This is a genomic window from Ochrobactrum sp. P6BSIII (assembly GCF_014138065.1).
In the GTDB taxonomy this organism is placed as follows: Bacteria; Pseudomonadota; Alphaproteobacteria; order Rhizobiales; family Rhizobiaceae; genus Brucella.
In genome coordinates, this window is record NZ_JACGXB010000003.1 from 357,567 (window position 1) to 381,284 (window position 23,718).

A 23,718-nucleotide genomic window follows, 5' to 3' on the forward strand; every position below is an offset into this window, starting at 1 on the left:
TGCCTATTATGCGCTAACAGGAGGCGCGCGGGCAAAACCAAAATATTGCTGGGCAGCCGTGAAGCGCTGAAAGCCGCGCTCTGCCTCTGCGGATTTCGCATTGGCAAAGGAAAGGCCAGCTCCGGCGACGGCCAGGGCCGTGTCGCCACCCAGCGGATAAGCTGCCTTGATTTTCGCGGCAATAGCTTCGATGAGGATGGCGCGCATAGGCTGCGGTGCCGGTGCCGATTGCTGTCGGACCGGGGTCGTGGGTGTGCTTTCCGCCTGTCTGGCCGCAAGCATCTTGGGCAGGCTGCGCGAAGTATCGTCGCTTGCCTTGTCGTTGAGTGCGGAGAAGTCCGCGGCGAACAACAGGGCCGCAAAAGACAGCACGCAAGCCATCAACAGCATGAAGCCATGCTGTCTATGATGCCCTGTGCTGTTCATGCCTATCATAAAACCGCCCAGACTTTCGTTAGAGTCTCGCTCAGGATTTGAGCCAGCTTCCGCACTGTCCACGAATCCTCATTAGCCATTTGTGCCGGTGCGAACAAGGAAATACTGGCGTTTTGCCGTGGTTTCGTTGTTGTTCCGCAGCAAGAGCTGACGAAATGCACCATTGGGGACTTTCGGGCGCAAATGGGATTCTCTCTTGCAACCCGCCTTGTTTCCGTTCTACGGCGCTTTATGTTGAAACAGTGATCTTCTTAACGGCAGATTTGAAATTGGCTTATTTATCGACGTTTCGGATTCTTGCATTTTCTCTTTTGATTGGTGCGCTTTCGTGGGGCGGCATGGCATCTGCCGTTGCGCCTGCCAGCGCGCAGGATAACAAGTCGCAAGCGCAGCAGACTGCGCAACCGGCTCCTGCCACTCAAGCGCCTGCCAGTCAGTCAGATGATGGCGCTCAGGCTGCGCCCGCGAACGGTGATCAGCAGCCCGAGCGGCCAGTATCGGCCATCGTGCAGCAGCAAAAGCCGATCATCGACGATCTGAAGCAGCAGGCGCAGAAGATCAGCGAACAGCTGCAAAAATCCGGAACCAGCGACGAAACTCTGGCGAATCTGAAGCTTCAGCTGGACGGACTTTCCAAAAAGCTCCTTGATGCAGGTGTCGCCTTTCGTCCGCGCCTGACGGAAATCAATACGCGTCTGGAGCAGCTTGGCCCTGCGCCGACCGGTGACGCGACTGAGCCCGGTATCGTCACCGATGAGCGCAAGAAGCTCACCGGCGAAAAAGCGGCGATCAACGCGATGATCGGGGACACCGAAGACACTTCGCTGAACGTCAATCAGATGTCGGCGAAGATAGGCGATCTGCGGCGCGATCTTTTCGCGAAGACGCTGTCGCAGCGCGTTAATCTTGACTCCGCACTCGGTATCGAAGTTGCATCGGCAGCGAACGATCAGGTTGTGTCGCTGTGGCGGATTATCCAGTCATGGTGGCGCTTCGTCGTCACCTTCAAGCTGAATTCGTTCCTCGCCGCAGCGTTTTTCGCATTCGTCGGCGCGCTGGTGATCCAGCTTGGCGCGAGGCGTGTGCTCGGCACGCTTTATCAACGCGACCCGACGATCGAGTCGCCATCCTATCTCAGCCGTCTTCTGGTTGCCTTCTGGTCTACGGTCATCCCGTCGGCGGCAGTCGGCGTCTTTCTGGCGACGACCTATTTTTTCCTGAATTATTTCAATGTTCTAAGGACGGATGTCGCGTCGATACTGGAATCGCTGTTCATCGTCCTCGGTCTGGTCTTCTTCATCCATCGTCTGGCTGCGGCCTGTATCAGCCCCGACATGCCGCAATGGCGGCTCGTGCGGGTTGCTCCGCGTCCGGGGCGTGTTTTGGGTCTGCTGATAACGGCAACAGCGCTGACGACGGGCGTCGATTCCTTTGTTGGGACAGTCAACAAGCTTCTGTCGTCGCCCTTGTCGCTCACCATGGCGCAAAGCCTGCTGGCGACCGTGATGGTGGGCATTCTCATTCTGGCAATCGCCTTCCTGAAGCCCGTGGAACGTGTGGATGACGAGCGCGTGCGTTCATGGCCGCGCGCGTTCAAGGTGTTCCTGATCATACTGGGGCTTCTGCCCATTCTGGCTGCCGTTTTCGGTTATATTGGTCTGGCGCGTTTCCTGTCGCAGCAGATCGTGGTCACCGGCGCCTTTCTGGTCACCATGTATCTGGGTTTCTTGACGGGTCGTGCCATTTCCGAAGAACAGGCATTTGCGTCCAGCAAAATCGGTGCGGGCCTGCGCGAGCGCTTTCACTTCGATGATGCGACACTTGACCAGCTGGGGCTCGTTGCGGGCATTCTCATCAATCTGGTTGTCGCTCTGATCGGTATTCCGCTGGTGTTGATGCAGCTTGGTTTCCAGTGGGCCGAACTGAAAAATGCCTTCTTCAAACTGATGACCGGCTTTGAGATCGGCAATATGTCGGTTTCGCTGATGGGGCTGCTTACCGGTGTTTTGCTGTTCGTTATCGGTTATCTGCTGACGCGCTGGTTCCAGAACTGGCTCGACAACAGCGTCATGGCACGAGGCCGTGTCGATTCCGGCGTGCGCAACTCGATCCGCACAGTGGTCGGTTATGTCGGGCTCTGTCTTGCCGCCCTGATGGGCGTCTCCGCGGCCGGGTTCAATATGTCCAATCTGGCGCTGATCGCCGGCGGTCTTTCTCTCGGTATCGGTTTTGGTCTCCAGAATATCGTCCAGAATTTCGTTTCAGGTCTCATTCTTCTGGCGGAACGTCCGTTCAAGGTTGGCGATTGGGTAGAAGCGGGCACGGTCAGCGGCATTGTCAAGAAGATCAGTGTGCGCGCAACGGAAGTGGAAACCTTCCAGAAGCAGTCGATCATTGTGCCGAACTCGACGCTGATCAACGGCAATGTCGGCAACTGGACGCATCGCAACAAGCTTGGCCGCATCGATATCAATGTGCAGGCCTCCTATACGGAAGATCCAAGGCGTGTGCACACGCTGCTGCTGGATATCGTGCGCGCCCACCCGTCTATTCTCAAAAATCCCGAACCGTTCGTCGCTTTTCAAAGCATGACTGATTCAATCATGGTGTTTGATATCTATGCCCATGTCGCGGATATCACCTCGACCGGTGGCATCAAAAACGAGCTGCGGTTCCAGATCGTGGAGCGGTTTCATGAAGAGGGGCTGCATCTGTCCTCGTCTTCGACCGATCTGGTGCTGAGCCTGCCGGAAATCGAGAAGCTTTCGGAGATGGTACAGAAGGTGCCCTCAGCTGCGCCGAAGAAGAAGGTGCGCGAAGAGAAAGCCAAGGTATCGGACGACGACAATGACGATAAGGCGTGATGAACGTGTCGTTCAGTTGCAGTTCAGTTTTGTCCAACTATAAATGAGCCATAGAACGGCGGGTCGTTCTTCGAGGATGGAAGCGGGGGCACTTGCTTTCATCGGGGTTGTAGAAGCGGGAGCGGTGGAAACGCCGAAACGATATGAACGTAATTCAGATCAACAAATTTGGTACGATCGGTCTTGGCGCAGTCATTATGCTTGCAGCTTCCATGGGGGGGTCCTACGCCGCCAAGATTTCCAACAAGGACAGCGCCGCGCAGACCATCGTGGTCACGGAAGGTGCGTCCAAGCGTGAAATGGTCGTCGCACCGGGCGATACGGTCGATTTCTGTTCTTCCGGCTGCTTCGTGACCTTTCCGAACGGCGACCGTGAAGCGCTGACGGGCGATGAGACCATTACGCTCACCGGCGGCAAGGCGACGCTGAAATAAGATCACCAAATTGTTGAATTGAAAAAGCCGGGCGAAATGCCCGGCTTTTTGTTTGTCTCTCGGTTGGATCAGCTGCGCGGCTTGAGGTTTTCCGGGTCGTAAAGCGGCTTGTAGCCAACGGAGGCCACTTCAACCGGATAGGTTTCGCCAAAATACTCGACGGTCAGCTTGCGGCCTTCTTGGCAATGGCTCCATGGCAGATAGGCAAGCGCGATATTCTTGCCAATGGTCGGGCCGAAAGCCACCGATGAGGTGAATGAGCGGCGGCCCAGTTCATCAACCAGCGTTTCGCCGGTTTCCGGCTCCATGACCGGCATAATGCCGACAGGGTAACGGGCCACACCTTTCGAGTCGACATTATCAGTCATGACCAGCGTGCAGAGCATGGCAGGCTGATTGTCACGGGCGCGATATTCGACATGCTTGGCCTTGCCGCGGAAATCGGCTTCCTTGACCTTCGGACGAGCCAGATCGGCTTCAAGGAGATTATACTCCGTCAGCAGGTCGGCATTCTGAAGGCGCAGGCTTTTCTCCATGCGGCGGGTATTGGCATAGGTTTCGACACCAACGGCAATCGTGCCGGTGGAGCGCAGCGCATCCCAGACGGCGAGGCCGTCTTCATAACGCATATGCAATTCCCAGCCCTGTTCACCGACATAGGAAATGCGGAAGGCGGTCACGTCCTTAGCCGCAATCCTGATCGGCTTGATCGCCGCAAAGGGGAAGTTTTCGGCATCCAGACCTTCCGGATTCTCGACAACCTTCTTGAGGTTTTCGCGAGCATTCGGGCCCCAGATGCCGATGGTGACATACTTCTCCGTCACATCGGTGATGGTGACGTCAAAGCCCTTATCCTCGGCCACGCGGCGCATGTAATGGAAATCGCGGGGGCCAGCATCGGCGCCGTTGATCATGCGAATGCGGTCCGCCATGCGGATTGCCGTGAAGTCGGCGCGCACCATGCCTTCATCATCGAGGAAGTGCGTATAGATGCCCTTGCCGATATTGGCGTCGCCGCCAATCTTGGCCGCGCAGAGCCATTCCATCAGCTCGACATGGTCAGGACCTTCAATGTCGTACATCGCGAAATGCGAGAGATTGATGATGCCGCAATTTTCCGTCAGTTCCAGATGCTCGGCATTGGAAACACGCCAGAAATGGCGGTTGTCCCATTCGTTTTCACGCACTGGAACACGGTTGCCGTATTTTTCAAGCAGATGCTCATTGGCGGCATAGCCATGCGCACGTTCCCAGCCGCCGAGTTCCATGAAATGGCCGCCAAGCTCGACTTCGCGCTCATAGAACGGCGAGCGTCGGATATTACGCCCCTTGGAGAATGGCTCACGGGGGTGCACTGCCGGGTTATAGACCTTCATTGCCGTTTCGGTGCAGCGATCCCAGATGAACTGCTCGGTCATCTGGTGCGGATAGAAACGGGAATAGTCGACGGCGTGATGGTCGATGGATGTGCGACCGTCGGTCATCCAGTCGGCAATGAGCTTACCCATGCCGGGGCCGTCCTTGACCCAGATTGCGACTGCATACCAGAGACCACGCACCTTCTGGCTTTCGCCCATGGATGGGCCGCCATCGGTGGTGACTTGCAGGAAGCCGTTGAAGGAATGGCTTTCATTATAGCCAAGCTCGCCGAGAATAGGGGTCAGTTCGATGGCGCGCTCAAGCGGCTCAAGAATCTGCTCCATATCGAGGTCGCGTTGCGACGGCGAAAGGCGTGCTTCGTGCTTTTCCAAAAGGTCGCGCGGGTGGCAGAGACGCGGATTGGTCTCTTCGTAATAGCCCCATTCAATCTGGCCGCCTTCAGCGGTCTTCGGATCGCCCGTATCGCGCATATAGGCAGAATTGCCCTGATCGCGCATGAGCGGCCAGCCGATTTCCTTTCCCGTGCCTTCAAATTCGGTATAGGGGCCGAAGAATGTCAGCGGATGGTCAATCGGCATGACAGGCAAGTCCTCGCCAACCATTTCGGCAATCAGACGTCCCCAAAGCCCAGCGCAGATCACGACATAATCGGCTTCGATGGTGCCGCGATGCGTGACCACGCCTTTGATGCGGCCGTTTTCGACCAGCAGCGACTGGGCAGGCGTGTTGGCAAAGCTCTGCAACTTGCCAGCGGCTTCCGCCTGATCGATCAGCTTGCCAGCGACTGTCTGCGAACGCGGAATGACCAGACCGGCATCCGGGTCCCACAGGCCGCCCTGAACCATGCTTTCTTCTATCAGCGGGAATTTTTCCTTGATCTCCGCCGGTTCAATCAAACGGGCGCGGGTGCCAAAGGCTTTACCGGAAGCGACCTTGCGCTTGATTTCATCCATGCGGCCATCGTCGCCGACACGGGCAACTTCAAGGCCGCCGACGCGGGCGTAATGCCCCATCTTTTCGTAGAAATCGATGGAATAAAGCGTGGTCCAGCAGGACAGGAAATCGTGGCTGGTCGCATAGCAGAAATCCGATGCGTGGGCCGTCGAGCCGATATCGGTCGGAATGCCCGACTTGTCGATGCCGACGATGTCGTCCCAGCCCCGTTCGATCAGGTGGTGCACGACGGATGCGCCGACGATGCCACCGAGCCCGACGATTACGACCTTCGCCTTCTTAGGAAACTCTGCCATTTTATGTGACCCTGGTTGGTATTTGACAGAACCATAATCGTTGATGGGGCAGGATATTTGCCTTTATACGACATATTCGCTGCCTGACACGACTGCGTCGATTGCCGGTCATAGCCGGGGCTTTTCGCATTAAGCCTGTTCTGCAAGCGACATGCAGAAACGGAGCTAATCCCATCTTGCGAAATTGATTCCGAAAGAGGCGTTACGGTTCTGATTTTCTTATCTTTTACACAAGCGCCAGACTGGCGGCGCTCTCATTCGCAGCAATGATCCGGCCTATGCCGCGATGAGCATTTTGCGATCTGCGCGTTCCTGTTGCGGCGAGCGGCCATAGAGTTCGCGATAGCATTTGGAAAAATGCGACGCGGAAACGAAGCCGCATGCCACTGCCACTTCCACGACCGGCATGGATGACTGCAAAAGCAGGTGTCGTGCGCGGTCGAGGCGGATTTCCAGATAATAGCGGGCCGGGGAACGCCCCATCTCCTGCCGGAACAGCCGCTCGACCTGACGGCGCGACAGGCCGATCGTGTGAGCAACATTGATCAGCGCCTGCGGCTCTGACAGGTTGGCTTCCATCATCTCGATGATGGTCAAAACCTTGGAGTTCTGGATGCCGAGGCGCGCGCGCAGCGGCAGGCGCTGCCTGTCCTGCGGGCTGCGGACGCGGTCGGTCAGCGCCTGTTCGCAGATCTTGTTGACCAGATTGGCGTCGAAATCATCGCCGATCAGCTTCAGCATCATATCGAGCGAAGCGGTGCCACCCGCGCAGGTGTAGATATTGCTGTCGAATTCGAACAGGTCCGCATAGACCTCGGCTTTCGGGAAAGCTTCCGCAAAGCCCGGCAGATTTTCCCAATGAATGGCGCAGCGCTTTCCGGAAAGAAGTCCGGCTGCCGCAAGAATATGCGCGCCGGTGCAAAGGCCGCCGACCGCCACGCCGCGATTATATTCTTCGCGCAGCCAGGCGAAGACCGACTTGTTGCGGAAATCTTCGACATAGACGCCCGAGCAGACAAACACCATGGACGGGCGCTGTTCGCGTTGCAGATAGCGTCGTTCGTCTTCCAGCGAGGCATTGACGGCGCAAACGACGCCATTTGATGCCGTGACCGGTTGGCCATCCGTTGACGTCAGGCGCCAATGATAGGCCTCATAACCGAGCATACGATTGGCGATGCGCAGCGGCTCGATGGCCGTCGCAAACGCGATCATCGAAAAGTTCGGCACCAGAAAAAAGACAATAGACCGCTTGATCGATGAAGCCTGGTTCATAACCGGACCGTTCCCATTTTTTGAAGCAGGTGCCGCGGTTCCCGACGCGGTGCTGCTTACGTCTCCGTCACGACTGCGGGGTCGATTTCTGCCCCGCATTTACCGGTCGCTATCAGACCGGTGATCCCGGTATCGTTGCCCGCAAATGCTAGGGGAGGGCAATGACGCAAACGGGATAGTGCTTTATTGAGACACAGAACGGTTAGGTTGCAAAGTGCGGCTAAATGCCTGCCGCGAGAAGGTATTTTTATGTCGTGAAAATGAGGGCGAGACAGGCTCGCCCTCATTCGAAAAGTGATAATTGTCGCAAATCAGCCCTTGCGCGCTGTATTCGGGCTCGCGGGGCGGTCTTGTCGCACGACCGGAAGGCGGTCGTCGATTGCCGGCCAGCCAATGTCCTGCCGGATATGTTCGGGCAGATTCTGGATCGAGAGGCGGGTGCGGGCGATCTTTCGGTCGAGCAGCCACTGATCGATCTGGCTCCGCAGTTCGACATAAGTCTGGCGCAACCAGACAAGTGAGGTGCCGGATGTTGATGTCGTTTGACGGCGAGCACGGTTTGCAGTGGGGCCAACGGTTTGGCCCGCGGTCTGGCCCATGGTCTGGCATTGTACGGTCATTTTCGGTCTCCTCGGGCGAGAATGGATTGGTTTGAATGCCTGCTGCAGCGGGTTTTGTGTTTTCGATGGGGTTAATGTGCGCTGTGCTTGACGTTCAATCAAACGAAATATAAAAAGGCTTAAGATCAGAAAATTTGATCTATCATCACCGGAGTCCCGTTATGACAGCGCCCGTCCAGCATCCTTTGCCAATGCTCGATATCGATGTCCTTCGCACTTTCGTCGCGATTGCAGACACGGGCAGTTTCTCGTCCGCCGCCAATGCGGTTTTTCGCACGCCGTCGGCCGTATCGATGCAAATCAAGAAGCTTGAAGAACAGATCGGCGTCGCCGTGTTCGATCGCGATGCCCGTTCCGTCACGCTAACGAGCGACGGTGAGGTTCTGCTCGGCTTTGCGCGTCGCCTTCTGGCGCTCAATCGTGAAGCGGTTTCGAAATTTGTCGCACCGACCGTCACTGGCGTGGTGCGGCTTGGTTCGCCGGATGACATCGGCGAATGCGTTCTGCCACTCGTTCTCAAGCGCTTTGCGGAAACCCATCCGGGTGTGACGGTCGATGTGGTGATTGATCAGAGCAGCAATTTGCGCAAGCGCCTCGATGAACGGCGTCTCGATGTTACGCTGGTCAATATCTCGCATACGGTGCCCGGCAAGGGCGACACGGAAGTTTTGCTCGATGAGGAACTCGTCTGGGCCGGGGCAAAATGCGGAACGGCCTATCGCCGGGATCCACTACCGCTTTCCATCTGGGAAGAAGGCTGTGCCTGGCGCGGCAATGCGCTGGAAGCGCTCGAAAGCTCGGGCCGCCCTTATCGCATCGCTTATATGAGTTCACATTCGACTGGACAGCGTGCTGCGATCATGGCCGATCTCGCCATTGCGCCCTTTGCGAAGACCTTGCTCGGTGAGGGCATTGTTGCGCTGGGTTCGGAGCATGACTTGCCTGAACTGGGGCGTTATCAGCTCGGCATGATTATCAGGCCGGAAGCCGGGCCGCATATTCATGCCGTGGCGGAGAATTTGCGCAATGTCTTCGAAGCTTATCGCCGCACAGGGCGCTTCGAGACTTTTCGTTCTTGCTGATGCAACTCACAAGAACTTGTGGGTGTAAGTAATGCCTTCTCTTGTCAGGACAAAAGGTTGCGCTAGGTTTCCTATATGACAGCCGGATGAAAACGGCTTCATGACCAGCAGACAGAGGCGGGGTTCGGGGTGGGCCGATGGAATGCTGGTTAAGTAAGAGCATGTGTGCCCGTTCTTTTGGGCTGTAACGACATCCTATCGGAGAGACCGCTATGAAACTGACCCGCCTTGTCCCAGTTGCTATTGTTCTCTGTGCCTTCACACTGGCTTCTTGTGCCAATACGGTTCGCGGCGTTGGGCGCGATGTAAAAGGCACGGCGCACGCCGTTCAACAGACGGTGGAATAAGAATTCAAGACAAAGGCCCGGGATCATATCCCGGGCCTTTTCATTCGTGGTCGTTCAGACGCTCGTCAAAGCGCTTATATGATGCTTATTGCGCGTTAACGAGGAAATATCCCACTGGCATCTGCATATCAGGGCGCGTTTTATAAGCGATGCTCGTGGTCATGATGCCTGTCGTCGGCACTGGAATATTTGCGTTCGCCAAAAGGCCTGCAATGTGCGCATTGGGCGTGGCATCACCAAACCACATGACCAGAATTGGCGCAGTGATCTGCTTGGCTCCGTCAGGCGTTTCGGGGTGAACCACCTTCAGCGATGGATCGAACAGCCGGAAATTGCCCGGTATCTGTGCATTATCCGCCACGATGGTCTTGAAAGGCCCATGGCTGCTGATTTCCGTATAAAGCTGGCGATAATCCAACTGCCCATAGGGCGGGGCGCTCGACCCATAGATGAGATAATAGGACAGAACCGGCGGAACCAGCAGGGCAACCACCGCGCCCATGACCGCGTATTCGGTAACCGGGCGTTTGCCGATGCGGAAACGCTCCAGACGGAAAGCCAGAACGGCGGGCAAAAGAAATAGCACAGGCTGAAGCCAGCGGTCCTTGACGTCATTGGCGCCCGTCACAACGACACCGATGAGAACGATAAGCAGACCGACAACCACCAGACGGCGCATGAATGTCTCGCCGGGCGTATAGGGCGTGGTGGGCACCGTGCGCTTCTTGATGTGGATGAGGGCGATGATCGCCGCGATTGCCAGTGCCAGAACCGAAAACAGGAAGGCTGCTTCAACGAAGCTCTCAATGCCGTTCAGCCGGTCGAAGAACAGGTTTCCCGATGCACCCATCTGCAATTTGCCCGAACGGGCAATGACGCTCGACTTATGTGCGAACATCCATGTTGCCGTCGGTCCGACACAGATTGCGAAAGCGAGCAGGGTGACTGCCGAAAGTTTTGACAGCAATACAGCTCGATATTCCGGGACTGAAAGCCCGGTTACGATCACCATGATCAGGAAGAACGACGCGTTGAACTTGCCCAGAAGCGCTGCGGTCATGGCAACGCCAAGGAGAGCAGCCGAAATCACGCTGCGCTTGCGCATGTGCCAGGCAAAGGCCAGGAAGGTCCAGCCGCATCCCGCCGTACCTGCCACCGAATGGGTCAATGCGCGCTGCGATTCCCAGCCGATCTGCGGAATAAGAAAGAGGCCGAGCATGCTGGCCGAAGCCACGGAGCGCGAAAAGCCCAGAAGCCGCATGGCGCCAAAGACACTGAGGAACAGGCTTGCCAGCATGCCGAACTTCACGATTTGAAGCGTCAGCATGGATGTGCCCAAGACGGAGGCGGCAAGATTGGTCGTCCATGTATAGAGCGGCGGCTGCGAACCGCCATAGCCCCAGTCGAGATAGCCTATATTGGCAAGCTGTTCCGCATCATCGAGTCCGGCACCGTTGGAGATATATGTCACCAGAACGGCCTGAAGCACGAAATAGCACACTATAAAAAGAACGGCCCAAGGCAGTCCCAGTATTTCTTTGTCTGCGGTAGACGCGGTTTGTCTTAATGCGGTCAAGCTTGAAGTCCCGATGCTGAACGAAATGCCCCAGATAGGCGCAAACAGGCTGCTACATGTCACAGGATTATGTTCGGATTTCAATCCGCGCAGCGCCAATCAATCGAAATAAGCGGACAATATTTGATAAAATTTTCGTTTACGGCAAAAACCGCGCTGCCTTACGGCGCACGGTTTTGCCAACTACGCATGGCAATCCCACCGAAAAACGCTGGTGAGAGATACATAAAGCTCCGGTACGCAATACCAGATCCGGAGCATCGAGAGAGGCTCAGCCTGTCTCGAGCTCCTTTTTATCCGAACATCGTTACCGTACGGTTAGCAGAGGATTAAGCAAATCTAAACATTGCCTTTTTGAGGCAAGTTTTTTCATGCGTGTGATCTTTTTTACTTTGTATCCGACTTTTCGCGCAGATGGTTGATAATGCCGGAAAAGTCGTCGCCGCCATGGCCTTCACTGTCGAACAGTGAATAAATCGCCTCCGCATGGGCGCCAAGCGGGGTTTCCGCGCCAGCGCTTTTCGCAGCTTCCTGCGAAAGCTTCAGATCCTTCAGCATCAGCGCTGCGGCAAAGCCCGGCTTGTAATCACGGTTTGCTGGCGAGGTTGGAACCGGCCCCGGGACCGGACAATAAGTGGTGAGCGACCAGCACTGGCCCGAGGATGTGGAAGCCACATCGAAAAGCGCCTGATGTGAAAGGCCGAGCTTCTCGGCCAGCACGAAGGCTTCACTGACGCCGATCATCGAAATGCCGAGAATCATATTGTTGCAGATCTTGGCAGCCTGTCCGGCTCCGTCGCCGCCGCAATGCACGATCTTGCCAGCCATTGGCTTGAGGATTGGTTCGCCACGCTGGAAGGCCTTGTCACTGCCGCCTGCCATAAAAGTCAGTGTGCCTGCGGCTGCACCACCCGTGCCGCCCGAAACCGGCGCATCGATGGAGAGATGTCCATGACTTGCCGCAAGTGCGTGCGCCTTGCGGGCAGAATCCACGTCGATTGTGGAGCAATCGATAAAAGCCGAATCTTTTCGCGCCTTAGGGGCGATTTCCTCATAAACGGCGAGAACATGCTTGCCAGCGGGCAGCATGGTGATGACCGTGTCGACATCCGCAACGGCCTCCACCGCGCTGGTCGCGATCTGCAATCCATTGGCGCGTGCCTCTTCAAGATGCTGTGGCAACAAATCAAACCCGCGCACCGTGTGTCCGGCCTTGACCAGATTTGCCGCCATCGGGCCGCCCATATTGCCGAGGCCGATAAATGCGATAGTGGCCATGATAAACTCCTCCGTATAAGTGCTGTTCAGCGGCCGATCATATGCCTTGCAATGATCACGCGCATGATTTCGTTGGTCCCCTCCAGAATCTGGTGCACGCGCAGGTCTCGGACCAGCTTTTCGATCCCGTAATCGTGGAGATAACCGTAGCCGCCAAAGAGCTGCAGCGCTTCATTGGCGACATTGAAGCCGGTGTCGGTTACAAACCGCTTGGCCATGGCTGACCATTTGCCAGCATCGTGGGTTTTGCGGTCGAGCTTGCTTGCGGCGGCGTAAAGCAGCAGCCGTGCAGCTGAAAGCTCCGTTTCCATATCCGCGAGGCGAAACTGCAAGGCTTGAAAACGGTCTATTGTTTGTCCGAAGGCCTTGCGCTCGCCGCAATATTCAAGCGCCTTGTCGAGTGCAGATTGCGCGCCGCCAAGCGAGCAGGCTCCGATATTCAGCCGTCCACCGTCGAGACCGGCCATAGCGATCTTGAAGCCTGTGCCTTCGTCGCCAAGCCGGTTTTCCACCGGTACGCGGCAGTTGTCGAAAATGACTGTTCGCGTCGGCTGACAGTTCCAGCCCATCTTGTATTCGTTAGCGCCGAAGGACAGGCCGGGTGCATCTTTTGGCACAACAAGCGTGGAAATGCCTTTCGGACCGTCCTCGCCGGTACGCACCATGGTGACGTAAATGTCGGTCTCTCCGGCACCGGAAATAAACTGCTTTGCACCATTGATGACATAATGGTCGCCATCCCGCGTGGCGCGGGTGCGAAGGGCTGCGGCATCCGAGCCAGAACCCGGTTCAGTCAAACAATAACTGGCCAGCCGATCCATCGATGTCAGATCAGGCAGGAACTGCTGGCGTTGCGTCTCGTTGCCAAATGTGTCGATCATCCACGCAGCCATGTTGTGGATGGAGACAAAGGCCGAGAATGACGGGCAGGCGGCGGCAAGCGCCTCGAAAATAAGCACCGCATCCATGCGTTTCAGCGCTGATCCGCCGACATCTTCGCGGACATAGATGCCGCCCATGCCGAGCGATCCGGCCTCGCGAAGCGCATCAACCGGGAAATGCTTGTCGCGGTCCCATTGCAGCGCATGGGGTGCAATCCGGTCGCTGGCGAAGCCGCGCGCCATCTCCTGAATGGCAAGCTGTTCTTCATTCAGCTCGAACTGGTTCTGTTCGCCAGCATCCATGGTTTCCTCCCTATGAGTACCGCTCCTCTGAGCTGGACTAGAGCATAAGACCGGAGAACTGCCAACGCTCCATTGGAATAATCTTGCTCACATTTGTAATAAACTGATGCGCATTTTTGCATAGATCAAGGGGATGATGAGGCGCTGAGGAATCCGCTCGATGTGCATTGGCTTTGGAGATTGTGGCGCGCAACGTTTGACGCGGACCGGCTGATGAATAGTAACCCGCGTAGATGGGCGCCGAAAATTCTGGCAAATACTGATTGGCACTACAGTCGCGTCACATAAGGCTCTGAAAGCTCTCCATAAGGCAACGCCCCATATATGTCGTCATAGCGAGGCGGACCGTTTCTTAAGCCGTTCTGGGGCGATGGACTGACGTTCGGTGAAGTGTGTTGTGGCATAGAAACATGTGTTTCGTGATAAACGGCGTTAATTGGAAGAGGACGGTGGTCATCTAAATAGTATGGAGTAGGTGCTCTTGTTTCAATTTGCCTATTGCGTGAACGATAAATCCTCTCAGAAGAACTACCCATCATACCGCCTCTTGGAGAAATAGTGCTAGGGGTTGGAGATTCTAATCGAGGTAGAGTTGTTTCACTGTTCTCATGGTGTGATTGAAGGCTATAGGGGCGGTAATCCTGATGGTGGTCACCAAAAATATTGTTGTAGCTCGGTGGGGTGGCCGAGTAGGGCGGCGGCGGTGATAATCTATTCATACGCGGTTGTGCCGACCCGAAGCCGACATTTGGGTAGTGATACATTGTGGAGATGGAATATGGCTCCGAATTTTGCGCTGCCATGGTGGCGTTGTGTCGCGCTATAGCTGCCGTGAGTTGGCTGTAGTCCCCCCATTCTGGCGGGATTTCTAAGGGGCTACTATTGAATGGCATGTCCTGGCTCCTCGAAAATGCTCACCAATAGATACCTCGGCGTCTTTCCATATTCGACTGGGAGGACTCTCAGCGGACGTAAGATTAAGATGCCAACAACGACTGGCAACCGAGCCCATGTAATGAAGACATCGGAACCAATGGCTCTTCGACTGAGTTGTGGGTGAACACGTTGCCACGACCTAATGTTTCAGCTACGCAGATCGGATGGTACGGGCAGTTATGTTTCAGGGAACGGGGTCTGATGTCGGCAAGAGCGTGCTTGTCGCGGGGCTCTGTCGCGTGGCGCGCAATCGCGGATTGAAGGTCCGTCCGTTCAAGCCTCAGAACATGTCGAACAATGCTGCGGTCAGTGATGACGGTGGGGAAATCGGTCGCGCCCAGTGGCTACAGGCGCTGGCGTCCGGCATTCCATCATCGGTGCATATGAACCCTGTTCTGCTGAAGCCCCAGACGGATATGGGCAGCCAGATCGTAGTGCAGGGCCAGGTGCGCGGCGAAGCGCGCGGACGCTATTATCAGGAACTAAAGCCGCACCTGATGGCGTCGGTGATGGAATCCTTTGCCATCGTCAGCGAAGGTGCAGACCTTGTGCTGATAGAAGGGGCCGGTTCGCCAGCGGAAATCAATCTTCGGGCCGGAGATATCGCCAATATGGGCTTCGCAACACGGGCAAATGTGCCGGTGGTGCTGGTCGGTGATATTGATCGGGGCGGGGTGATTGCCTCGCTGGTAGGGACGCACACAATCCTGCCGGAAGAAGATCGCGCCATGGTGCGCGGTTTCATCATCAACAAGTTTCGCGGTGACATTTCTCTGTTCGACGACGGGCTGGAAGCGATAGGGCGCTTCACCGGTTGGCCTTCTTTCGGTGTTGTTCCGTGGCTCAAGGCTGTTTCCAGATTGCCGGCCGAAGATTCGGTGGTTCTGGAGCGTGCCGTGCGCAGCGCCGACAAGGCGCTGAAAGTTGCGGTTCCGATGTTGCCGCGCATCGCCAATTTCGACGATCTGGACCCGCTGAAAGTCGAACCTGCTGTAGAGGTGGTCATGGTGCCGCCCGGTACGCCGCTTCCGCCCGATGCCGGGCTGGTCGTGTTGCCCGGAACGAAGTCCACCATTGCCGATCTGCTGGCGTTTCGCGAAAACGGATGGGATCGCGATCTGGCAGCGCACGTAAAGCGCGGCGGACATGTACTCGGTATCTGCGGTGGTTTTCAAATGCTGGGGCGCAGCATCCGCGATCCGCACGGGATCGAAGGACAGGTGCGCGAAGCGGAAGGGCTGGGGCTGCTGGATATCGAAACCATCATGGAGCCGGAAAAAGTCGTCCGCAATGTCGAGGCGAGTTCATTGCTCTATGATGCGCCACTCGAAGGATATGAAATTCATATCGGCCGCACGACAGGTGCGGATATGTTCAGGCCTTTTGCACGCATCGGGGATCATGATGACGGCGCGGTCTCTCCGAATGGTCGGATTATGGGGACTTATCTGCACGGCGTTTTCGGCGCGGATCGTTTCCGGCAGCAATTTCTCGCCACGCTGGGGGTCGAAGGCGGCGCGGGCAATTATCGTTTGACCGTCGAGACGGCGCTCGACGAATTGGCCGAGGGGCTGGAAGCCTGTCTCGATATCGACGCGTTGTTTTCTTTGATATGACACGGCATGCGCGCCCATCTTTTGGCCCACAACTATGCCCACAGGCCCGATTGACGGTGCTGTGGCAAAGGCCTAATGTCCGACCATGTGACAGGTTTTCGCCGGACGAATCCGGTGGGACCAAGAGGGAATGCGAAGGACGGACCCAATTCGGGCGTCTTTATCGCAGCCGACCCCGCGACTGTAGAGCGGAGAGGAATGAAGCCAGGCCGGGTAACCGGCAGCCACTGGAACTTAAAGTTCCGGGAAGGCGGTGACATTTCCGACGACCCGTGAGCCAGGAGACCTGCCTGTTGCAGAAGGGTATTATACCCGCGCCCCATGGGAGGTTTTTCCCTGCTGCCTGCACGGAGGTTGTCATGGCCGCACGTATAAATAATTCTGTTTCCACCACTGTATCTCTGCCTTTGGCTGCACGCCTTGGTACGGCTGTGGTTTCCCTGCTCCTCGGCGCCTTTCTCGTTTACGGCGTTGGCCTTGCGCATTCGGATACGCTGCACGATTCAGCGCACGATACCCGCCATTCTTACGGCTTTCCCTGCCATTGATGCATTAGCATCGACATTGCGAGCCGCGTTTACGCGCCGGTTTGCGTGGGGAATGAACGTAGACGTGTTTTTCAAGGAAGCTGACACTGCTTTGCGTCCGATGGCTGTGGCTATCGGCGATTTTTTGCAGTTGGGGGACTAAAATGTTGATCCGTTATCTTTTGGCTACGCTTGCTGCGGGCCTTCTGGCAGGGCTTCTCGTGACGCCTGCCATGTATCTCAAGACCGTTCCGCTCATCCTGCAGGCGGAAGTTTATGAAGAGGCTGGCGGCGGCCATAGCCACGATCTGGGTCATGGACCGGCGGAAGCTGCGCCGCATGCACAGGCCACTGCCGAAGCCCCCGCCCATGATCATGCGGCAGCCGCCGCACCAGCCGAAGAAGAAGCCGGGGCAGAACTGCCGTTTGGCCGTCTTGGCAATACGATCCTGGCCAACCTCGTTGCCGGTTCTGGTTTTGCCCTGCTGCTCGGTGGTATTGCGCTGCTGCTCGGTCGTCCAATCACGGTGCAGAACGGCCTTTACTGGGGCATGGCCGGTTTCTTTGCGGTGGCGTTCATGCCAGCGCTCGGCCTGTCGCCGGAACTGCCGGCCATGCCTGCGGCTGATCTTGCCCAGCGCCAGCTCTGGTGGATATCGACGGTCGTACTCAGCGGCGTGGGTCTCTATCTGATCGTGCTGCGCGGCGAAATCTGGGCAAAATTGCTCGGCCTCGTCGCCATTATTGCCCCGCATGTCTATGGCGCGCCGCATCCAGAGGATATTGCATCGCCAATTCCGTCGCTGCTCGCATCGCAATATGCGGTCGCTTCGCTGGCGACGAACCTGTTCATGTGGGCGGTGATCGGTCTGGCGCTTGGCTGGTTCATCCAGCATTACGCCGCATCGGAACTGGAAGGCTGATAGCGTGGCTCTGCCCGGAAAAATAACCTTTGTTCTTGGCGGAGCCCGTTCGGGTAAGTCGTCCTATGCCGAAAAGCTGGTTGAAGCCTCCGGGCTTCAGCCGGTTTATCTGGCGACGGGGCGCGCCTTCGACGGAGAAATGGAAAGCCGTATTGCGGTGCATCGCGACCGGCGCGGTACGCAATGGCAGACCGTAGAAGAGCCGCTCGATTTGAAGAGCGCACTTCTGCAACAGGCACAATCATCGAAATTCGTGCTGGTTGACTGCCTGACCCTTTGGGTCACCAATCTCATGATGGCCGAGCGCGATATCGCCGCGGAATCGCGCGATCTGGTCGCCGCGCTTCCGGCCCTCCGCGGGCCGGTGGTTTTTGTGTCCAACGAAGTGGGGCTCGGCATCGTGCCGGAAAACCGCATGGCGCGGGAATTTCGTGATCATGCAGGTTTTCTGCATCAAGCCATCGCTGCGGCGGCAGACGAAGTTTATTTCATGGCGGCAGGTTTGCCGCTCAAGATGAAGGGATAATTTTATGCAGGGTCAAAAGATACCGGCTACCGTGATCACCGGCTTTCTCGGATCGGGCAAGACCACGATGATCCGTAATCTGCTCGAAAATGCCAATGGCAAGCGCATTGCGCTGATCATCAATGAATTTGGTGATCTTGGTGTCGATGGCGGCATTCTGAAAGGTTGCGGCATCGAGACTTGCCGCGAGGAAGACGTGATCGAACTCAACAATGGCTGCATTTGCTGCACCGTTGCCGATGATTTCATCCCGACCATGACTAAGCTGCTCGACCGCGCGGACCGTCCGGATCACATCGTCATCGAGACGTCCGGCCTTGCATTGCCGCAGCCGCTGGTCGCCGCCTTCAACTGGCCGGAGATCAAGACGCAGGTCACGGTCGATGGCGTGGTGACGGTTATCGATGCCGCCGCTGTAGCCGAAGGCCGTTTTGCAGACGATCATGACAAGGTGGATGCGCAGCGCGCTGCCGATGAATCGCTTGATCATGAAAGCCCGCTTGAAGAACTGTTTGAAGACCAGATTCATGCAGCCGACCTGATCGTGCTCAACAAGGCCGACCTGATTGACGCGTCGAGCCTCGACAGTGTGAAGGCTGACGTTGCCGAGCGTTCCTCGCGCCGCGTCAACATGGTGCCTGCAAGTTTCGGCAAGCTTGGCGCAGATGTGCTGCTCGGCCTCGGCGTCGGTACGGAAGACGATATCGCCAACCGCAAGTCGCATCATGAAATCCATCATGCCGATGGCCACGAGCATGATCACGATGAATTCGAGAGCTTTGTGGTCGAAGCCGGTTCTGTTTCGGACCCGAAGGTCTTTGCCGAAAAGCTGAAGACCATCATCTCGGACCATGATGTTCTGCGGCTCAAGGGCTTTGTCGATGTGCCGGGCAAGCCGATGCGTCTGGTGGTGCAGGCTGTCGGCCCGCGTATCGAGCATTACTTCGACCGCCCGTGGGGCAAAGATGAAGCCCGTTCGACGCGTCTCGTTGTCATCGGTCTGCATGAGATTGATGAAACCGCCATTGCCAAGGCCGTGAAAGACGCAGTTTTGTAATGCATCTTCTGCTTGCCCAGAAAGGAACGATCAGCGACGGCAATGAGGCCGTCGATCTCGGCCAGACGCCGGGTGATATTCTGTTCCTTTCCGCCGCCGACACAGAGTTGGCCAGTCTTGCGCAGGCGCATCGCGCTGAGCCAGACGGGCCAAGCCTGCGGCTTGCCAGTTTTCTGAGCCTCACGCATCCCATGTCCGTCGACGCTTATGTCGAACGGACGGCGCGTCATGCAAAGCTGATTATCGTGCGCATTATCGGCGGCGAGACTTATTGGCCTTATGGGCTGGAAGCGCTTCATGCCTGCGCCGTGAACCATGGCGTCAAGATTGCGGTGCTTCCCGGTGATGACAAGCCCGACCATGGGCTGGATCGTTTCTCGACGGTTGCGAGCGCCGACCGTGAAGCGCTGTGGCATTATCTGATCGAGGGTGGCGCTTCCAATATGCGCGCCTTCCTCGATTATTGTGCGGCGCTGGTTGACGGCGGCGAAAAACCGGCCGAAGCAGCGCCGCTGCTCAAAGCGGGTCTTTGGTGGCCCGGCGAGGCGGTGGTTTCGCTCGATCTCATCCGCAGCCGCTGGATCAAGGATGCACCCGTTGCGGCGATCGTCTTCTATCGTGCGCTGGTGCAAAGCGGCCAGACCCAGCCGGTTGAGGCGTTGATTGCGGGTTTGCAGGCGGAAGGCATCAATCCGTTGCCTGTGTTCGTCTCCAGCCTCAAGGATCGGCTGTCTGCTGCCGTGGTGGATGGCGTTTTCGAGGATTGCCCGCCGGATATTGTGTTGAATACGACCGGCTTTGCCATTTCCTCACCGGGCGCAGAACGCAAGCCGACCGTGCTAGACAAGCGTGGCAACATGGTTTTGCAGGTGATTTTCTCCGGCACGCCCAAGGCGGTCTGGCAAGCTTCCCAGCAGGGATTGCTGGCGCGCGATCTGGCCATGAATGTTGCGCTGCCGGAGGTGGACGGGCGCGTTCTGTCGCGCGCGGTTTCATTCAAATCGGCACGGCAGTTCGATGCGGCGGTGGAGGCGAACATCGTCACCCACGAGCCGGATGAAAACCGTGTGGCTTTTGTCGCGAAACTCGCAGCGAACTGGGTGCGATTGAAGCGAAAGACGGCTGCCGAGCGCCGTGTGGCGCTGATCCTTGCCAACTATCCCAACCGCGATGGGCGGCTAGGCAATGGTGTTGGGTTGGATGCGCCTGCCGGAACGGTTGAAACGCTCAAGGCTATGACCGATGCGGGTTATCAGACTGGCAAAGTGCCTGCGAACAGCGATGCGCTGATGCAGCTTTTGATGGCCGGGCCGACCAATGCCGCACGCGATGGCCGGGAGATTCGCGAAACGATTTCGCTAAATCAATACAACAGCTTTTTCAAAAAACTTCCCGATGCGATTCAGGCGGAAATCACGGCTCGGTGGGGTGAGCCGAAGGCTGATCCCTTTTTCGACGACGAACGCGACGCCTTTGCGCTGCCATTGATGCGGTTCGGCGAAACGCTGACCGGCATTCAGCCCGCACGCGGCTACAACATCGATCCGAAGGAAAGCTATCATTCGCCGGATCTGGTGCCGCCGCACGGCTATATCGCTTTCTATGCCTATCTGCGCGCGATAGCGGATGTTGATGCCATTGTTCACATGGGCAAGCACGGCAATCTTGAATGGCTTCCGGGCAAGGCGCTGGCGCTGTCTGAAAATTGCTATCCGGAAGCCGTGTTCGGGCCGACGCCGCATATCTATCCGTTTATCGTCAATGATCCGGGCGAGGGCACGCAAGCCAAGCGCCGTGCGGGCGCGGTGATCATCGATCATCTGACGCCGCCTTTGACCCGTGCCGAAAGCTATGGCCCGCTGAAGGATCTCGAAGCGCTCGTCGACGAATATTATGAAGCGTCGGGCGTCGATCCACGCCGTCTGTTACGCCTCAAGGGGCAGATTCTCGATCTGGTGCGCGATATCGGTCTCGACCGTGATGCAGGCATTCACGACCATGACGATGAAGACATGGCGCTGCAAAAGCTCGACGCCTATCTCTGTGATCTGAAGGAAATGCAGATCCGCGACGGGCTGCATATTTTCGGGCAAGCGCCGCAGGCACGGCTTCTGACCGATCTTCTGGTGGCACTGGCCCGCGTTCCGCGTGGCGTGCCTGTTTCGCTAGGCGGAAGTGCCGGTGACCAGAGCTTGCAGCGCGCCATTGCCACCGATGCCGGGCTGGATGAGGGTTTCGATCCCCTCGATTGCAATATGGCCGATCCGTGGACAGGGCCGAAGCCAGCATTGCTGGCTGAAGTTAGCCCGGCAACCTGGCGCATAACGGGCGACACGGTGGAACGTATCGAACTTCTGGCGGCAAAGCTCGTTTCGGGCGAGCAGGCTTGTCCGCAAGACTGGCAACAGACCGGTTCCGTGCTGCAAGCGATAGTCGATGATCTGCGCCCCAGCGTCATCGCCTGTGGTCCCGCAGAAGTCGAAGGTTTGCTGACCGCGCTCGATGGACGCTTCGTGCCGCCGGGACCATCTGGCGCGCCAACGCGTGGACGGCCCGATGTCCTGCCGACCGGGCGAAATTTCTTCTCGACCGACAGCCGGGCTGTGCCAACACCTGCTGCGTGGGAACTGGGACGCAAATCGGCGGAACTGCTGGTTACCCGCTACACGCAGGACCATGGCGAATGGCCGACCTCGTTTGGTCTCACGGCCTGGGGCACGTCCAATATGCGCACGGGCGGCGACGACATTGCGCAGGCTCTGGCGCTGATCGGTGTGAAGCCGGTCTGGGATATGGCCTCGCGCCGCGTTACCGGATACGAAATCGTACCGCTTGCCATGCTCGGGCGTCCGCGTGTCGATGTGACCTTGCGCATATCGGGTTTTTTCCGTGATGCGTTTCCCGAACAGATCGCCTTGTTTGACAAGGCGGTCCGTGCGGTGGGAGTACTGGACGAAGACGCGGAAGACAATCCGATTGCGGCGCGCATGGCGGCAGAGCAGGTGCGTCTCGTCGCCAGTGGAGCCGATGAAAAAACGGCGCAACGCCGCGCGGGCTATCGCGTGTTTGGCTCAAAACCGGGTGCTTATGGCGCTGGATTGCAGGCGTTGATCGACGAAAACGGCTGGGCCGGGCGCAATGATCTGGCGGAAGCGTGGCTTGTCTGGGGCGGCTATGCCTATGGCGCGGGCGAGGAGGGGCAGGCAGAGCGCGGTCTTCTCGAAGAGCGCCTGCGTTCGGTGCAGGCTGTCGTGCAGAATCAGGATAACCGCGAACATGATCTTCTCGATAGCGATGACTATTATCAGTTCGAAGGCGGTATGGCCGCGACGGTTGAAAATCTGACCGGCGCTATGCCAACGGTTTATCACAACGACCATTCGCGACCGGAAAAGCCGGTGATCCGCACGCTTGAGGAAGAGCTTTCGCGCGTGGTGCGCGGGCGTGCTTCCAATCCGAAATGGATCGCAGGCGTGATGCGTCACGGCTACAAGGGTGCGGCGGAAATCGCGGCCACGGTCGATTATCTGTTCGCCTTTGCTGCGACCACCGGCAAGGTTGGCAACCATCATTTCGAAGCGGTCTATCAGGCCTATATCGCCGACAAGGCGGTCCATGATTTCATGGCTGAAAAGAACCCGGCAGCGCTGGCGGAAACCGCCGCGAAGCTGAATGATGCAGTTGAGCGCGGTTTCTGGGCGCCGCGTTCGAATTCGGCGCGGTTCATATTGGAAAATCTTCAGAAGTTGAATCCGGAAAGGGCGACAAATGGCTGAGAAATCTGAAAAACTTCTGTCAATGACCGAAGACGAGCTGAATGCGCGCCATGCGGACAAGATGCGCAAGAAGAAGGCCGCGCGCGACAAGATTCAGGCCACGAAGACCGAGGAAAAGGGTCTGGTGATTGTCCATACGGGCAAGGGCAAGGGCAAATCCACTGCCGGTTTCGGCATGGTGTTCCGCGCGCTCGGTCACGGCATGAAGATCGGCGTTGTGCAGTTCGTCAAGGGATCGTGGGATACGGGCGAACGCTGGGTTCTGGAAAAATTCCCCGATCAGGTGACGATTTCGGCACTGGGCGAAGGCTTTACCTGGGAAACACAGGATCGCAGCCGCGATATCGCCATGGCGCGTGGCGCATGGGAACAGGCCAAGGCCATGATCATGGATGAAGATATCGACATTGTGCTTTGCGACGAGCTGAATATCGTTTTGCGCTATGATTATCTTCCCGTGGAAGAAATCGTCGAAGTCCTGAAAGCCAAGCCTGAGATGAAGCACGTCATCGTGACCGGTCGAAACGCGAAAGATGAGCTGATCGAGGTGGCCGACCTTGTCACCGAGATGGAAATGATCAAGCATCCGTTCCGTTCGGGCGTGAAAGCCCAGAAGGGGATAGAGTTCTGAT

Annotated in this window: 18 protein-coding genes and 1 riboswitch; of the genes, 11 read left to right on the plus strand and 7 right to left on the minus strand. The window is 57.2% G+C overall.

All coding sequences use genetic code 11. From position 1 onward, the window contains the following. Positions 1-6: 6 nt before the first annotated feature. Positions 7-435, minus strand: coding sequence for a hypothetical protein (locus FHW00_RS05990; RefSeq protein WP_078339331.1), 429 nt, complete (start codon positions 433-435; stop codon positions 7-9). Positions 436-704: 269 nt separating this feature from the next. Here FHW00_RS05990 and FHW00_RS05995 point away from each other — a divergent pair, with 269 nt between their 5' ends. Together FHW00_RS05995 and FHW00_RS06000 are read left to right on the plus strand one after the other, a co-directional pair. Further along, a complete protein-coding gene (locus tag FHW00_RS05995; RefSeq protein ID WP_113533812.1) occupies positions 705-3,299 on the plus strand; it encodes a mechanosensitive ion channel family protein in 2,595 nt (864 codons plus the stop codon). A gap of 143 nt (positions 3,300-3,442) precedes the next feature. Beyond that, positions 3,443-3,733 carry a hypothetical protein gene (locus FHW00_RS06000; protein ID WP_078339330.1) on the plus strand — a complete coding sequence of 97 codons (291 nt, stop codon included), beginning with the start codon at positions 3,443-3,445 and terminating at the stop codon, positions 3,731-3,733. A gap of 68 nt (positions 3,734-3,801) precedes the next feature. Here FHW00_RS06000 and FHW00_RS06005 read toward each other — a convergent pair whose 3' ends face one another. The 3 genes from FHW00_RS06005 to FHW00_RS06015 all read right to left on the minus strand — a co-directional run bounded on the left by FHW00_RS06005 (position 3,802) and on the right by FHW00_RS06015 (position 8,258). Then, on the minus strand, positions 3,802-6,363 hold the full coding sequence (locus tag FHW00_RS06005; protein WP_078339329.1) for a GcvT family protein: 2,562 nt from the start codon (positions 6,361-6,363) through the stop codon (positions 3,802-3,804). Between the two features lie 276 nt (positions 6,364-6,639). Beyond that, on the minus strand, positions 6,640-7,638 hold the full coding sequence (locus tag FHW00_RS06010) for a GlxA family transcriptional regulator (RefSeq protein ID WP_078339328.1): 999 nt from the start codon (positions 7,636-7,638) through the stop codon (positions 6,640-6,642). 311 nt (positions 7,639-7,949) lie between these two features. Beyond that, positions 7,950-8,258 (minus strand): hypothetical protein, encoded by a 309-nt coding sequence (locus FHW00_RS06015; protein WP_139364385.1) that lies wholly within the window; start codon positions 8,256-8,258, stop codon positions 7,950-7,952. A gap of 161 nt (positions 8,259-8,419) precedes the next feature. Here FHW00_RS06015 and FHW00_RS06020 point away from each other — a divergent pair, with 161 nt between their 5' ends. Both FHW00_RS06020 and FHW00_RS06025 read left to right on the plus strand, forming a co-directional pair. Continuing rightward, positions 8,420-9,340: a LysR family transcriptional regulator gene (locus FHW00_RS06020; protein WP_078339326.1), complete on the plus strand. Its 921-nt coding sequence runs from the start codon at positions 8,420-8,422 to the stop codon at positions 9,338-9,340. A gap of 212 nt (positions 9,341-9,552) precedes the next feature. Then, a complete protein-coding gene (locus FHW00_RS06025) occupies positions 9,553-9,687 on the plus strand; it encodes an entericidin A/B family lipoprotein (RefSeq protein WP_078339325.1) in 135 nt (44 codons plus the stop codon). 85 nt (positions 9,688-9,772) lie between these two features. On the opposite strand, the gene FHW00_RS06030 is transcribed toward FHW00_RS06025, so the two are convergent. The 3 genes from FHW00_RS06030 to FHW00_RS06040 form a co-directional block, all read right to left on the minus strand. Beyond that, positions 9,773-11,158: an ArnT family glycosyltransferase gene (locus FHW00_RS06030; protein ID WP_445557945.1), complete on the minus strand. Its 1,386-nt coding sequence runs from the start codon at positions 11,156-11,158 to the stop codon at positions 9,773-9,775. Positions 11,159-11,650: 492 nt separating this feature from the next. Beyond that, a complete protein-coding gene (mmsB, locus tag FHW00_RS06035) occupies positions 11,651-12,541 on the minus strand; it encodes a 3-hydroxyisobutyrate dehydrogenase (RefSeq protein ID WP_078339324.1) in 891 nt (296 codons plus the stop codon). Between the two features lie 26 nt (positions 12,542-12,567). Then, positions 12,568-13,725, minus strand: a complete 1,158-nt coding sequence (locus tag FHW00_RS06040) for an isobutyryl-CoA dehydrogenase (protein ID WP_078339323.1) — start codon at positions 13,723-13,725, stop codon at positions 12,568-12,570. Positions 13,726-14,825: 1,100 nt separating this feature from the next. On the opposite strand from FHW00_RS06040, the gene FHW00_RS06045 reads away from it, so the two are divergent. From FHW00_RS06045 to cobO, 7 genes are all read left to right on the plus strand, one after another. After that, on the plus strand, positions 14,826-16,277 hold the full coding sequence (locus FHW00_RS06045) for a cobyric acid synthase (protein WP_078339322.1): 1,452 nt from the start codon (positions 14,826-14,828) through the stop codon (positions 16,275-16,277). 75 nt (positions 16,278-16,352) lie between these two features. Further along, a riboswitch (cobalamin riboswitch) is annotated at positions 16,353-16,585 on the plus strand. Positions 16,586-16,636: 51 nt separating this feature from the next. Next, positions 16,637-16,825 carry a CbtB domain-containing protein gene (locus FHW00_RS06050; RefSeq protein WP_078339321.1) on the plus strand — a complete coding sequence of 63 codons (189 nt, stop codon included), beginning with the start codon at positions 16,637-16,639 and terminating at the stop codon, positions 16,823-16,825. 143 nt (positions 16,826-16,968) lie between these two features. Further along, positions 16,969-17,727: a CbtA family protein gene (locus tag FHW00_RS06055; protein ID WP_078339320.1), complete on the plus strand. Its 759-nt coding sequence runs from the start codon at positions 16,969-16,971 to the stop codon at positions 17,725-17,727. 4 nt (positions 17,728-17,731) lie between these two features. Next, positions 17,732-18,253, plus strand: a complete 522-nt coding sequence (gene cobU, locus FHW00_RS06060) for a bifunctional adenosylcobinamide kinase/adenosylcobinamide-phosphate guanylyltransferase (RefSeq protein WP_078339319.1) — start codon at positions 17,732-17,734, stop codon at positions 18,251-18,253. 4 nt (positions 18,254-18,257) lie between these two features. Further along, positions 18,258-19,310, plus strand: coding sequence for a cobalamin biosynthesis protein CobW (gene cobW, locus FHW00_RS06065; protein ID WP_078339318.1), 1,053 nt, complete (start codon positions 18,258-18,260; stop codon positions 19,308-19,310). Continuing rightward, positions 19,310-23,086: a cobaltochelatase subunit CobN gene (gene cobN / locus FHW00_RS06070; protein ID WP_078339317.1), complete on the plus strand. Its 3,777-nt coding sequence runs from the start codon at positions 19,310-19,312 to the stop codon at positions 23,084-23,086. Before cobW ends, cobN begins: the two co-directional genes overlap by 1 nt. Then, positions 23,079-23,717: a cob(I)yrinic acid a,c-diamide adenosyltransferase gene (cobO, locus tag FHW00_RS06075; protein WP_078339316.1), complete on the plus strand. Its 639-nt coding sequence runs from the start codon at positions 23,079-23,081 to the stop codon at positions 23,715-23,717. Before cobN ends, cobO begins: the two co-directional genes overlap by 8 nt. The last annotated feature ends 1 nt before the right edge of the window (position 23,718 follow it).

Excerpts from the sequence above, each read along its gene's own strand:
- FHW00_RS06010 (WP_078339328.1), bottom strand. The coding sequence starts at position 7,638 with ATGAACCAGGCTTCATCGATCAAGCGGTCTATTGTCTTTTTTCTGGTG.
- FHW00_RS06045 (WP_078339322.1), top strand. The coding sequence starts at position 14,826 with ATGGTACGGGCAGTTATGTTTCAGGGAACGGGGTCTGATGTCGGCAAG.
- FHW00_RS06025 (WP_078339325.1), top strand. The coding sequence starts at position 9,553 with ATGAAACTGACCCGCCTTGTCCCAGTTGCTATTGTTCTCTGTGCCTTC.
- FHW00_RS05990 (WP_078339331.1), bottom strand. The coding sequence starts at position 435 with ATGATAGGCATGAACAGCACAGGGCATCATAGACAGCATGGCTTCATG.
- FHW00_RS06005 (WP_078339329.1), bottom strand. The coding sequence starts at position 6,363 with ATGGCAGAGTTTCCTAAGAAGGCGAAGGTCGTAATCGTCGGGCTCGGT.
- FHW00_RS06040 (WP_078339323.1), bottom strand. The coding sequence starts at position 13,725 with ATGGATGCTGGCGAACAGAACCAGTTCGAGCTGAATGAAGAACAGCTT.
- FHW00_RS06050 (WP_078339321.1), top strand. The coding sequence starts at position 16,637 with ATGGCCGCACGTATAAATAATTCTGTTTCCACCACTGTATCTCTGCCT.
- FHW00_RS06020 (WP_078339326.1), top strand. The coding sequence starts at position 8,420 with ATGACAGCGCCCGTCCAGCATCCTTTGCCAATGCTCGATATCGATGTC.
- cobW (WP_078339318.1), top strand. The coding sequence starts at position 18,258 with ATGCAGGGTCAAAAGATACCGGCTACCGTGATCACCGGCTTTCTCGGA.
- mmsB (WP_078339324.1), bottom strand. The coding sequence starts at position 12,541 with ATGGCCACTATCGCATTTATCGGCCTCGGCAATATGGGCGGCCCGATG.
- cobN (WP_078339317.1), top strand. The coding sequence starts at position 19,310 with ATGCATCTTCTGCTTGCCCAGAAAGGAACGATCAGCGACGGCAATGAG.
- FHW00_RS06015 (WP_139364385.1), bottom strand. The coding sequence starts at position 8,258 with ATGACCGTACAATGCCAGACCATGGGCCAGACCGCGGGCCAAACCGTT.
- cobO (WP_078339316.1), top strand. The coding sequence starts at position 23,079 with ATGGCTGAGAAATCTGAAAAACTTCTGTCAATGACCGAAGACGAGCTG.
- FHW00_RS06055 (WP_078339320.1), top strand. The coding sequence starts at position 16,969 with ATGTTGATCCGTTATCTTTTGGCTACGCTTGCTGCGGGCCTTCTGGCA.
- FHW00_RS06000 (WP_078339330.1), top strand. The coding sequence starts at position 3,443 with ATGAACGTAATTCAGATCAACAAATTTGGTACGATCGGTCTTGGCGCA.